The following is a 12431-nucleotide window of genomic DNA, read 5'->3' as shown; positions in this document are numbered from 1 at the left end:
ATCGATGAGTTTAATTTATAGAGTACCTGGTGTTGGAAAGATTGAGATTGACACATTAGTTGTTGATTCGAATGGAACATTAACGGTTAAGGGTGAAATTGTTTCTGGTGTGATTGAAAGAATACAGCGTTTACAATCCTTTGGAGTAAATGTTGTGATGATTTCTTCTGATCAAAGAGGAAACGCACGTGAATTATCTGATTCTACCGGAATTACCTACTACGAAGCTAATAACTCGAGAGAAAAAGAAGATATATTGCTTTCATTAGGAAGTAACAAGGTTGCTGCAATTGGAAATGCCCGTATCGATATTGGGCTGTTTGTGCAGTCGGTTGTTTCTATTGCTACATTGCAAGGCGAAGGAATTCATAAAGATGTGATTGATCATGTGGATGTAATTGTTCCATCTATTAATGATGCCTTAGACTTCTTTTTGGATGAAGACACATTTATAGCAACAATGAAACGTTAATAGTTTCGTGCTAAAATATTTAGAATCTCCTTATGGGAGATTTTTTTTTGTTTTGCTGAAAATAAGGGCTTCTTTTTGCGAAAATGATATTTATATAGATATGTTTTTATTAATTGTTTCAAGTGTGGCGATCGTTTTTGGAATTTATTGGTATTTTATTCATATTCCTGATTATACAGGATATATTTCGGTTGATGGCGGAGAATTAAAAAAATACAGCAAAGCTGAAGAATTATTTGCTTTAACTCAAAGTCCTGTTGATGATATCTGGATAGTAGATACCCGTGAGGAAGAATATTTTCTATTGGGACACATTCCAACGGCTGTTAATTATCCTTTTGATGAAATTGAAAATAGATATTCCGAAATGCCATTGGGAACCAAACTGATTTTTTATTGCGATTTAACATTGAAATCTCAAAATGTCATCAACTTTTTAGAGGAAAAAGGACATACCCAAATGCTGAATTGGGGCAAATACAAATACTGGACTTATCCTGAAATTGCAGAGGAAGATATATTTGTTTAAAGTAAATTCTGATAGATGTTAAAATTTTCATCATCGAAAATGCAAAAAATAATTTTGCGAATGGATTTTAGCTGTTTCGCTTCTTCCTGAATTGTTTTAATCGCTATCTCTGCGGCATCTTTTTTCGGGAAACCATAAACTCCAGTGCTGATATTTGGAAATGCAATGCTCTCTAAATTTAAATTTTCGGCCAATCGGATGCTGTTTTTGTAGCAATTCTTGAGGAGTTGTTTTTCATTGCAATTTCCTCCTTTCCAAATTGGGCCAACAGTATGAATAACATGCTTTGCCGGAAGATGGTATGCCTTTGTTATTTTTGCTTCACCCGTTGGACAACCATTTAATTTTTTACATTCTTGTAACAATTCAGGTCCTGCTGCCCGATGAATAGCCCCGTCAACACCGCCTCCGCCAAGCAGGCTTTCATTAGCTGCATTCACAATTGCATCAACATGTAATTTGGTCAGATCTGATTTTTCAATTAAAATTTCCATTATTGCAGAGGCTTTAAATCATGTTTTTTCAGCGAATAAATTCCAAAACAGGCTTTCAATTTTTAAATTTAGAGATTAGCTTAAAATTAATAATTCAAATTCATTATAAAAAATGATCCGAAATCGATTGCAATTCATTGATTGTGAAATTGTTTGTTCGAGATTGAAAAAATATTTTTACTTTAGCCGAGCTAGCCAAGCAAATTGATTGAAATATATTAAATTGACAATTATGAAAAGAGTATTAGTTGCAACCGGAGGTGGTGATTGCCCGGGGTTGAATGCTGTAATTCGCGCCGTTGTGAAACGTGCAGCTCAGGAAAAAGATTGGGAAGTAGTAGGAAGTATTCAGTCTTTCGATGGAATATTGAAAGAACCAACTGAGATAAAAATATTAGATGATGCTGCTGTAAAAGGAATCCACTACCAAGGTGGTACAATAATTGGAACTACCACAAAGGGTGGTCCATTTGCTTGGCCGGTTAAAAATAAAGATGGCTCTTGGGGTTCTGCCGATCGTTCAGACGAAATGATTCGCAAATTACAGTATTTGGGAATCGATGCTGTAATTAGTATTGGTGGTGATGGTTCCCAGAAAATTTCACAAGCTCTTTACGAAAAAGGACTGAACATTATTGGGGTACCTAAAACCATTGATAATGACCTTTCTGCAACAGATTTTACTTTCGGTTACCAAACTGCAGTTCAGATTTGTACAGAAGCTGTTGATAAGTTAAAAACTACTGCGGCATCTCATAACCGTGTTTTTATTTTGGAAGCTATGGGACGTGATGCGGGATGGATTGCTTTAAGTGCTGCTATTGCTGGTGGTGCAGAAGCTTGTTTAATTCCGGAGATTCCTTATGATATTAAAAAAATTAAGGAAAAGTTAGATACTCGTTTCCTAAAAGGGAAAGGTTTTGGTATTATCGTTGTTGCTGAAGGAGCTATGCCTAAAGGTGGTGCTGCTTTGGCTGCACAAAGTACCGAAGTAGGTAACCCTAACTTGAAATTAAGTGGTGCTGCCGATCGTTTGTTAGTTGAATTGAAAGAAGCAGGTGTTGAGGCTGATATTCGTACAACTGTATTGGGTCACTTACAACGTGGTGGTATTCCTTTGGCTTACGATCGCGTTTTGGCAACTCAATTTGGTGTTAAAGCATTCGAGATGGTGTTGGAAGGAAAATTCGGTCAAATGGTGGCGTATCGTCATCCTGAGGTTGTTGGAGTCCCTCTTCCTGAAGCTATCGGAAAACAAAACCTTGTTGATCCTAAAGCTAACTTGGTTAAAACAGCTAAAGGTGTTGGTATCGCATTTGGAGACTAATTCTTTTGCAAAAGATACAACCGGAGTCCTTATGGATTCCGGTTTTTTTATGCTTTAAGAGTTTTAATTGTACCAATTTAATTTCAAAACAGACTTTAATTAAAATGAATTAATTTTTAGCTGTATCGAGGCAAAAAAGTAAAGCACAGCCATGTTTTGATGTTAATTTGGGATTACTCAGAAAACCGATGTTTCCACTCCGGTTTTGGAACCATGCATTGGTTTTTTTTACCAAACCAATTGTATCGGTTTCTTGAAATTAGATTGTATACCCAGTCGGTAATCATTCTTGGTACGAACTTAAAGAAGTACAATGCTCTCCAAGGATAAATTAAGTGTTTCGTTAGTTCTAAAACAGCAGTGCTTTTTGTGTAAATTTGCTCGTTTTCGATGAAGATTATGGTGCTAAGTTCTTCATTGGTAAGTTTGTATTGAGCCAGTAAATCTTTCGCAAAATCAGACTGAAGGGATGCAAAATGAAGATTTTCTTTTCTGTTACAGGCAAGTAAAAATTGAACGGAAGTAGTGCATAAATTGCAAACCCCATCGAAAAGTACGATAGGGTTTGAATAATTTCGATCTGATTTGATATGTTGCATATTAACTATTCGTAAAACAGTTTGCAAGACAAATTGTTCATCCCTTAATAGATAAAATTAAAAATAAATCCGACACAAAGAATTCCTGCAGCAACTATTCCTACAAATGCCAGTATCAAAGGCATTTTTAAAACTTTTTTAAGGATAATGATTTCGGGTAAGGACAAACCAATTACCGACATCATAAAGGCAAGTGAAGTTCCCAGCGAAGCTCCTTTTTCGATTAAAACGCTCACAATTGGAATGATGCCTGCAGCATTTGAATACATGGGAATCCCGATAAGGATTGATAACGGAACAGAGTACCATGCTGATTTTCCCATTAATGCAGCCATGTAATCTTCAGGAACGTAACCGTGTGCAGCCGCGCCAATTGCAACACCAATAACTATGTAGAGCCAAATTTTACCGACAATTTCTTTAACTGTATCCAAACCAACCTTAATACGATGCGAAAAGTTCATTTTGGTTTCATCTGTTCCTGCTTGTCCGGTTTTCACCTCAAAAACCCAGGCTTGTACATATTTTTCAAGTTTTAAAACACCTATTAGGTAACCTGCGAATACTGCAATAAGTAAACCGGTTAAAGTATAGATAATTGCAGTTTTCCATCCAAATAAACCACCCAGCATAATGAGTGCTATTTCATTTACCATCGGAGCTGCAATCAGGAAACTGAAAGTAACTCCTAAGGGTACGCCAGCCTCAACAAATCCCAAAAACAAAGGAATTGCAGAACAAGAACAGAAAGGAGTCAGAACACCAAGCAGTGCTGCCAGAATATTTCCCATGAAAGTGGATTTTCCGGCCAAAGCATTTCGGGTTTTTTCAGGTGAGAAATAACTTCTGATAATACCAACACCAAAAATAATGAGGACTAATAACAGCAGAACCTTAGGAACTTCGAAAATAAAGAAGCGCAAGGTTTCTGAAAGGTGCGTGCCTTTTTGCATCTGAAAAACGGTATCGATTAAAAAATCGGATATATTTTGCAGATTGGCATACAATAAATACCATACGGGAAGTAAAAGAAAAGCCAGAAGAAGTTGCTTTCTATTTGTGATTTGTATTGATTTAATCATAGTGATTGATAGCCTTTAAGCAATAAAAAAGATGTAAGTGAAATAGAGACCGGATAGTATGAAAATGACAGCTGCCACTTTTCTAAACCAATACTCGAAACTTTTAACCTTGTTGTAAAAACTGCCTACACCCGATAGTGTGAAAGCAAGCAGATAAGCAATTATTATAACCGGAAGACCGGTTGCAATGGCATAGACTATTGGGAGAAACAATCCATCGGGTTGAGAAATGCTTAAAGGAATTAACATTCCGAAGTACAAAATGCCGCTATAAGGGCAGAACGCCAGTGCAAAAACAATACCTAAGAGCAATGCTCCCCAGTAGCTTCCTTTAATTTTTTCACCGTTAATTTTATTCGTTAGTTTTCCAACTCCTGGAAAATTGATCGAAATTATATCGAGCATAAATATTCCAACCAGAATTAAAATCGGACCCAATAATCGTTCCCCATAGGCGTTGAAGAATGAGGATATGTTAAATTTACTGGCCCCAAAATACAAAATGATGCCCAAAACAGTATAGCTAACGGCTCTGCCCAGTGTGTAAATCAGACCGCTGATAAAAATCTTTTTCCTGTTCCCCAAATCCTTACTGATATATGCAGTTGCAGTAATATTTGTGGCCAAAGGACATGGACTAATTGCAGTCATAAGGCCAAGCAGGAATGCTGAAAGAACGGGTAAGTTGCTTTGGGATAAAAGTTGATCTAAATATTCCATTTTGCAATTGTTTCTGAAAATAAAAACGGCAATATATCTTAATCACATCACAATTTATATTGCCGTGTGTCATCAATATTTCTTCAATCAAGTCGATATTGAATCGAAATTACATATCGGCTTTTAAAGTAGATTCCAGTTTTTCGACGTAAGCTTTGGTGTCGTTAATAGCAGTACGGAATGCAAAATTGGTTAAGTTTTCAATTTCACCTGATTTGCTGTGCTTAATGAAAAGGGAAGAGCCCGATGCCTGAAATTCTTTAGCCAAAGCTTCATTTCCTTCTTCATCCAGATTAATATCGAAGAATTTTGCATTCATTTTTTCTGCAATCTCCTTTGCTTTTTCGCCTACAGCTTTACACGTTTTGCATTTTCTGTCGCCATGAAAATAATAGATACCTGCGTTTTCAACGTTTTGCGCGGTTAATTTACTTTCTGCAGATTTTTCACATTTACTGCAATCATTTGTGCAGGCAACTTTAGTTTCTGCTTTTGCAGTTTCTTTTTTTGTATTCGATTGACAAGAAGCAAAGCTGATACCAATTGCCAGTAGACTATATAATGCCAGGTTTTTCATTTTAGAAATGTTTATGCGTTTTGAATAAATTCTTTGATTTCAGATACTGAAGGGACTTTTCCGCTCACTACCACTTTTTCGTTGATAACAAGAGCCGGAGTTGACATCACACCATAAGATAGAATCTTTACCATATCATCCACTTTCGTGATGTTTGCATCAATTGCAAGTTCTTCTACTGCTTTTTTGGCTGCTTCGGCTAATGTGCCGCATTTTTTACAGCCAGGACCTAATACTTTAATTTCCATAATAATGTTTTGTTTGTGATAATAGTAATTTGCTTTGACGAGAGCGGGAGAGGAGATGGAGTCTGAAATCTCATATCTGGTATCTCACATCTGTTACTTGAAAAATTCTGTAAATAATTTTTGAGCCATAGCCCAATTTTCCTTGTTCAGGCAGTATTTAATTTTAGGAGGGGTAATTTCGCCCTGAATTAAACCTGCATTTTTTAGTTCTTTTAAATGCTGAGAAAGGGTTGATCTGGCAATGGGAACTTCCTCTGCCAAATCGCCGCTGTAACAGCAGGTTTGTTTTGAAAGTAAATCGCAGATATAAATGCGCACCGGGTGCGACAAGGCTTTGGCAAATCGGGCCAATTGTTTTTCTTCAGTAGAATAGAACTCTTTTACTTCCATTTGTTTCGTATTTCGTAAAATTACGAAACGAAGGTAAAGGGAAATTTTAAAAGAGAAAAATTTTGATGGGAGAAATTAATGTTTATCTGTTGTTTTTTTTTGTCACAGTACTATAATATGTAGAAAATGATTAGCATACAGTAAAACTCCAGTGGGGCGAAATATTTTATTCTGTCAGGAATTTTAACAATGCAACTCCATAGGTTTACTTGCATCTCTTATTTATGCTGAGGCATTTAAATTTATGCCGATGTAAAACAGCAGTTATTTTTATAATTTTTCAGGTGAATATCTTTCAAGTATCTTATTAATTTCCGGATTTCGCTTTATTATTTTTTCATAAATAAAGTGCCAATATTCTGTTGCATCTATATTTCCCTGCATGTTGTTTCGAACAAAATAAGCTGTTTTAATAAATTTGTCTTTCCTTAAATCTTCCCAAAAAACAGGGCTTTCTAATTTGCAAACCCTTTTTATTTCGGCAAAGTAGGAAGTCCCTTTTCTCCATGAAGCTTTCTCTTTAACTAATTCGCCTGTTCTTACAAAAATATCAGTGATTGCTTTTGTGGGTGAAGCCCTATAGATTAATAATAAATCTCCAATAGAAGAATTGGCAGAAAGTCCCCAAGTCAATTTGTTTTTATTTAGGCCTTGAGTTTGGTCAGAGATGACTGGTTGAATCCATATTTTAGTTCCAAATCCAAAGTAGTGCTTTAATTCAATTATTCTTAGATTATCTGGGCAGTCTGGCCAATTATCTTCCCAACAGACAATCCAGTCACATGCTTCCGGTGAGTGTTTGTGTGTTTTAAAATTTCGGGATTTAAATTCAAATTCTATTCGAATTTTTTTTTCGCCATTTCCTGTTTTCTGATAAGCGATACAATCAGGGAAAGCAGCGCGAATTTCTTCTACTCTTATTCTGAATTTAGGTGCAATAGACGCAAAAAGATAAACGACGCCAAATTCATTTGTTGGGGCGTAATGAAGTGGTGCTTTTTCTAATATTTCGGATCTTTTGTCTGGCATAGGGATTTGTGTTTGGAGAAATTTTAAATAATGTACAAAATATCGGAGAGGGTATTGTCCTTTGTTTATGATATATGACCGATTTGTTGTTCATTGAGAAATTATATAAAAATAAAACCCCAAATTAAGAATAATACTTAACATCCTGTCAATATTATTTGAGCATTACATTGTGTAACTAATAATTAATGCCTGTTTCCGCCTCGCAGGGCAGTATTCCCGTTGCAGGAGGCATCTTCCTGGTAAATGGGCTATGTTTCCATCAGATTTGCCCATTTCGACACCCGCTTAACCAATTTTCCCATCAGATCAGTCTGTTTTACTGTTTACATAGGCATGTTTCCGTCGTGCCAGGCTATTTCCCTGCCTTACTTGTCAATTTTACCGCTTCCGAATGTATCTTTCCATCATTTGAATTAATTTTCCTGTCAAATCAATCAATTCTGTTCATTGCAGAGATACTTTACCATAACGAAAGTATCAGAAACAGTGTGTTTTGTGATAAAATTAAATTTATGTTCCGTGAAAATTTTATTTTATCATTCTTAATAGGTAATTTAAGTATTCTTTAAAAGTGAACGTAAATAATATTATTAATTTAAAGAACGAAAATTATGTGGTTAAGTCCATCAAGATCCGAATCTAAGTTTTTTGAACGAGTTCGTATTGCGCTAACTAACGCCGAATCGCATTCTGAAATAAAGGCTGCTTTAATTGAATACGGTGTAAATGAAACTTTTATTGCCGAAGGCTGGCAGATGTTTAATCGTGCCAAAGAAGCTTGGGAGCGTAATAAAATGGAGGTGTCGGAAACCAAATTGGCATCGAATGTTTACCATAAGGCGTATAACGAATTAGAAATGAAATTTAAGAGGCATCGCCATTTAAGTCTGATACTTTTCAGGAAAGATCCCGATATGCAAATTCTGTTAGGTTTAAAAGGGCGTTTTCCGGTTGTCTACAATAAATTTTTCGATAGTGTGAAATTGTATTATACCAGCATAATAACTATTCCTGAAGTGCAAAATAAAATGGCAGTAATTAAGATTACTCCCGAAGTTGCATCTTCCCAGCTTTCAGAATTGGATCACCTGCTTACTCTTCGTGCCGATTTCGATAAGGAAAAGGGAGAGTCTCAGGATACTACTGTATCTAAAAATACAGCCCTTCATGAACTTAGCGAATGGATGGATAATTTCGATATATTGGCTGAAATTGCACTTTACGACAATCCACAACGTCTCGAAGTGTTGGGCGTACTAGTTAAGAGCTAAGGATTATCTTTAAATTTCCTATTATAAAAAGCCGGTTTCCTTCAAAGGAAACCGGCTTGCACTCATCGTTTAATTTGTATTTATTCAGCAGTTTGCACTTCGCAGGAATTGCCCATGCAGTTTGGTCTTACTTCAGGTTGTTTCATCAATTTCAGTTTAACGGCCAGAAAATAAAGCTGGCAGCCAACACAAATACCAAATGCGGTTTCAACAAACATTAAAAGCATGCAGAGCAGGCAAAGCATGCAAACCGATTCGAAAATTGTGGGATCGCTTTGCAAAGGAATTGATAAAAAGAATACGACCGATGAAATGGCCAATCCTAAGCTCCATGCAAATCTTTTTTGCACAGCACCAATGTATATTGGTTCTTGTTTGATCACGATTAACCGGGCTATTATATTCGAAGGAGCGTATTTTGGATTAATGAACACGCTTATTAGGAAGCTTAGCATCATAAATCCCGATACGTAAGGGATTGGCGCATAATTTTGAAAAAATACTCCGGCAACAACAGCCACCAAGCCCATAATGAACATTATTCCTGCGCTTGCACGAACTTCTCTTTCGTTTAAAACTTTGTAGCTAATTCCGTCTACATATTCTCCAAAACTCACTATTGACATCTTCTTGTATTTTTATTTATAATCGATTGGCAAAATAATAAAAATACCTGTAGGTATTAAATGTAAATAGTTAAGCAAATGTTAAAGTAGGTTTTTCAATTGCCTCTGGATTTATCTTAGAAATAGGAATGAATGTTCCAGATTATTATTCATTCATGGAATAAAAAAAGCCGGCTCCCAAAAGGAAACCGGCTCTGTAGAATTTTTTGTGTCAGCTTATCTAATCTGAGCTCCCAATTGTTTTTCGTAGCTCTTAATCAGTTTCTGCATAATCTTATCAATCTGCTTGTCTTCCAATGTTTTTTCAGTGTCCTGAAGAATGAAACTTACTGCGTACGATTTTTTATCTGCACCCAGTTTTTCACCTTCGTAAATATCAAACAGAGAAACAGATTTCAGCATGCTCTTTTCACAGTTAAAAGCGATGGTTTTAATTTCAGCAAAGCTGGTTGCCTTGTCAATCAGTAAAGCCAAATCTCTTTTAACAGCAGGGTATTTAGGAATCTCGGTGTAAGCAACTTTGTTTTTAGTTGCCTCTCCAATTAAAGTTTCCCAATCGAAATCTGCATAGTAAACAGGAACATCAATGTCCATTGCTTTTAGAATTTTACCGCTTACCATTCCAACTTCAACCAATACTTTTTTCTTAACTCCGTAGCTTAAGCCTTCGGTAAACTGGTCGTTTTCGGTTTCGTTAATTCTTAATTTATCAATCTTGAATCCGAAACGTTTCAGTACATTTTCAGTAAATGCCTTTATGTGGAAGAAGTTTGTAGGTTCTTCTTTTAAATTCCAGTTTGCAGCTGTTTTGTTTCCACACATGAAAACACTCAGGTGCTCTTTTTCGAAATAGTTGTCAACCGGGTTTTCGTTTTCTTCATTCTTAAAGTGCTGGTACGATTTACCAAACTCATAGAATTTTAAATCTGAATTTCGGCGGTTGATATTGTAAGCAATACATTCCAGTCCACCAAAAAGGAGACTCTGACGCATCGCATTTAAATCGGAACTAAGCGGGTTGAAAATACGAACGGTATTCTCTGGTTTCAAGCTTTCCAGGTTATCGTAGTAAGATGCTTTGGTCAGCGAGTTGTTCATGATCTCGTTGAAACCAGAATACGATAACAGATCAGCAATGGTATTTCTTAGTTTGTGCTCGTCTGGTTTTGGAGCATAGCTTAATGATGCATTTACCTTACCGGGAACTTCAACATTGTTGAAACCATAAATACGCAATACTTCTTCTACAATATCGGCTTCACGTTTTACATCCACACGGTACGGAGGAACCAACAGGTTCAAAGTATCACCATCTTCTTTTTCGATACCGATTTCAAGAGCTGTTAAAATGTTTTTGATCGTTTCCTTTCCAATTTTCTTACCGATTAAACGCTCAATACGATCAACGCTTACCTCAACTTTAAAATCGGCAACCGGGTTTGGATAAATATCAATCACTTCTGATGAAATGCTGCCACCTGCAATCTCTTTAATTAAAAGAGCTGCACGTTTCATAGCATAAATGGTATTGTTAGGATCAGTTCCACGTTCAAAACGGAAAGATGCATCGGTATTTAAACCATAACGGCGGGCCGTTTTACGAACAGATACTGAATCGAAATAAGCACTTTCAAGAAATACAGAAGTAGTTGATGCGCTAACACCCGATTCTAATCCTCCGAATACACCTGCGATACACATTGGCTCTTCAGCGTTGCAAATCATCAGGTCGTTTTCGTTCAATTCCCTTTTTGTTTCGTCAAGAGTTGTGAATTGCGCTCCACCAGCCAGTGTTTTTACAATTACTTTATTCCCTGCAATTTTCGAGTAATCGAAAGCATGCAATGGCTGACCTGTTTCAAACAATACGAAATTGGTGATATCCACTACGTTGTTAATTGGTTTTAAGCCAATTGCTTTCAAACGGTTTTGCAGCCACTCCGGCGATTCTGCTATGGTAATACCGTTTACACAAACACCTGAATAACGGTGACAAGCTTCGGGGTTTTGAACCACAACTTCAATTGGAGTACTGTTGTTTTCAACTTTAAAAGCTTCAACCGAAGGCATTTTATATTCTATTGCTTTTTGTTGCTTTAAATAAGCAGCCAAATCTCTGGCAACACCAATGTGAGATGCGCCGTCAATTCGGTTAGGAGTCAAATCGATTTCTATGGCAATATCATCTTCCACATTGAAATATTTAGCGGCAGGAGTACCAACAACCGCTTCGGCAGGAAGAACCATAATTCCCTCGTGACCTGTGCCAACACCAATTTCGTCTTCGGCGCAAATCATACCCAATGAAACCTCGCCTCTTATCTTCGATTTTTTAATGGTAAAGCTTTCGTCTCCATCATACAAAACAGTACCAACAGTAGCTACCACCACTTTTTGTCCGGCTGCCACGTTGGATGCACCACAAACAATTGGTAATAATTCTTCGCCATTCACATCAACACTTGTTATGCTCAAATGATCCGAATTTGGATGGGGAATACAAGTTTTCACTTCACCTATAACCAAACCTTCCAAGCCACCTTTAATGGATTGGATTTTTTCGATTCCACCAACTTCCAAACCAATTTGAGTTAGAATGTCATCCATTTCAGCAGGCGTAAGATCAATATCAATGTAATCTTTAAGCCATTTGTACGATACCTTCATTGTATGTGTATTTTATCAGATAGTTTTCAAAATTATGGATAAAGTGATGCATTTGCTTCACCTTATTCTGCAAGCTTACAAAAGTAGAAATTTTACCTTCAAGTAACAAGCAGGATAGAAGCTTAAAATTGGCAAGCTTTAAGAAAATGAATTACGCACAAAGAGAAAAGTACAGCACCAGGTAACTCCAAGAATAAAGGAGTTTAAATCTAACAGAAAACTAAACACTGAGCACACCGGGGTTTATGAAGTTTTTCCTCAGTGCCTCTGTGGTTCTTCTTTTTATAAGTTGAGACATTTGACACCTTCTTTGTGTTTCTTTGTGAAATCCTTCGCGTTTCCTTTGTGGTTAAAATATTTATCGTTCCAGGAAATTGATTATTGCCCCTATTTCGAA

At 36.5% G+C, this 12431-nt stretch carries 14 protein-coding genes; 4 read left to right on the top strand and 10 right to left on the bottom strand.

Annotation, left to right across the window (positions count from 1 at the left end):
- Positions 1 to 4: 4 nt before the first annotated feature.
- A complete protein-coding gene (locus tag BZG01_RS08125) occupies positions 5 to 472 on the top strand; it encodes an HAD family hydrolase (RefSeq protein ID WP_101309329.1) in 468 nt (155 codons plus the stop codon).
- Between the two features lie 100 nt (positions 473 to 572).
- Complete coding sequence (locus tag BZG01_RS08120) at positions 573 to 1001, top strand: rhodanese-like domain-containing protein (RefSeq protein WP_143470861.1); 429 nt, start codon at positions 573 to 575, stop codon at positions 999 to 1001.
- Here BZG01_RS08120 and BZG01_RS08115 read toward each other — a convergent pair.
- Entirely contained in the window at positions 998 to 1495 is a 498-nt protein-coding gene (locus BZG01_RS08115; RefSeq protein WP_101309327.1) for an O-acetyl-ADP-ribose deacetylase, read from the bottom strand. The two genes, BZG01_RS08120 and BZG01_RS08115, sit on opposite strands and share 4 nt — an antisense overlap.
- A 232-nt stretch (positions 1496 to 1727) precedes the next feature.
- On the opposite strand from BZG01_RS08115, the gene BZG01_RS08110 reads away from it, so the two are divergent.
- A complete protein-coding gene (locus BZG01_RS08110; RefSeq protein WP_101309326.1) occupies positions 1728 to 2822 on the top strand; it encodes a 6-phosphofructokinase in 1095 nt (364 codons plus the stop codon).
- Between the two features lie 173 nt (positions 2823 to 2995).
- Here the strand turns inward: BZG01_RS08110 and BZG01_RS08105 are convergent, their stop codons facing one another.
- From BZG01_RS08105 to BZG01_RS08075, 7 genes are all read right to left on the bottom strand, one after another.
- Positions 2996 to 3421, bottom strand: coding sequence for a thiol-disulfide oxidoreductase DCC family protein (locus tag BZG01_RS08105; RefSeq protein ID WP_101309325.1), 426 nt, complete (start codon positions 3419 to 3421; stop codon positions 2996 to 2998).
- Between the two features lie 44 nt (positions 3422 to 3465).
- The gene (locus BZG01_RS08100; protein WP_101309324.1) at positions 3466 to 4503 is read right to left on the bottom strand and encodes a permease; all 1038 of its coding nucleotides are present in this window, start codon (positions 4501 to 4503) and stop codon (positions 3466 to 3468) included.
- Positions 4504 to 4518: 15 nt separating this feature from the next.
- Positions 4519 to 5223, bottom strand: coding sequence for an aromatic aminobenezylarsenical efflux permease ArsG family transporter (locus BZG01_RS08095; protein ID WP_101309323.1), 705 nt, complete (start codon positions 5221 to 5223; stop codon positions 4519 to 4521).
- A gap of 109 nt (positions 5224 to 5332) precedes the next feature.
- Positions 5333 to 5800, bottom strand: a complete 468-nt coding sequence (locus tag BZG01_RS08090) for a nitrophenyl compound nitroreductase subunit ArsF family protein (RefSeq protein ID WP_101309322.1) — start codon at positions 5798 to 5800, stop codon at positions 5333 to 5335.
- An 11-nt stretch (positions 5801 to 5811) separates the two neighbouring features.
- Positions 5812 to 6048, bottom strand: coding sequence for a thioredoxin family protein (locus BZG01_RS08085; RefSeq protein ID WP_101309321.1), 237 nt, complete (start codon positions 6046 to 6048; stop codon positions 5812 to 5814).
- Positions 6049 to 6141: 93 nt separating this feature from the next.
- The gene (locus BZG01_RS08080; RefSeq protein WP_101309320.1) at positions 6142 to 6438 is read right to left on the bottom strand and encodes an ArsR/SmtB family transcription factor; all 297 of its coding nucleotides are present in this window, start codon (positions 6436 to 6438) and stop codon (positions 6142 to 6144) included.
- A 270-nt stretch (positions 6439 to 6708) separates the two neighbouring features.
- Positions 6709 to 7467, bottom strand: a complete 759-nt coding sequence (locus BZG01_RS08075) for a hypothetical protein (RefSeq protein ID WP_101309319.1) — start codon at positions 7465 to 7467, stop codon at positions 6709 to 6711.
- 614 nt (positions 7468 to 8081) lie between these two features.
- Between BZG01_RS08075 and BZG01_RS08070 the strand changes: the two genes are divergently transcribed.
- On the top strand, positions 8082 to 8741 hold the full coding sequence (locus tag BZG01_RS08070; RefSeq protein WP_101309318.1) for a PQLLE family protein: 660 nt from the start codon (positions 8082 to 8084) through the stop codon (positions 8739 to 8741).
- An 80-nt stretch (positions 8742 to 8821) separates the two neighbouring features.
- Here the strand turns inward: BZG01_RS08070 and BZG01_RS08065 are convergent, their stop codons facing one another.
- Together BZG01_RS08065 and pheT are read right to left on the bottom strand one after the other, a co-directional pair.
- Positions 8822 to 9367: a DUF4395 domain-containing protein gene (locus BZG01_RS08065; protein ID WP_101309317.1), complete on the bottom strand. Its 546-nt coding sequence runs from the start codon at positions 9365 to 9367 to the stop codon at positions 8822 to 8824.
- Positions 9368 to 9583: 216 nt separating this feature from the next.
- A complete protein-coding gene (pheT, locus tag BZG01_RS08060; RefSeq protein WP_101309316.1) occupies positions 9584 to 12034 on the bottom strand; it encodes a phenylalanine--tRNA ligase subunit beta in 2451 nt (816 codons plus the stop codon).
- Between the last annotated feature and the right edge of the window lie 397 nt (positions 12035 to 12431).

Source organism: Labilibaculum manganireducens, assembly GCF_002843385.1.
In the GTDB taxonomy this organism is placed as follows: Bacteria; Bacteroidota; Bacteroidia; order Bacteroidales; family Marinifilaceae; genus Labilibaculum; species Labilibaculum manganireducens.
The sequence above is the reverse complement of the archived record's forward strand: the minus strand, read 5'-3'. Positions and strand labels throughout refer to the sequence as shown.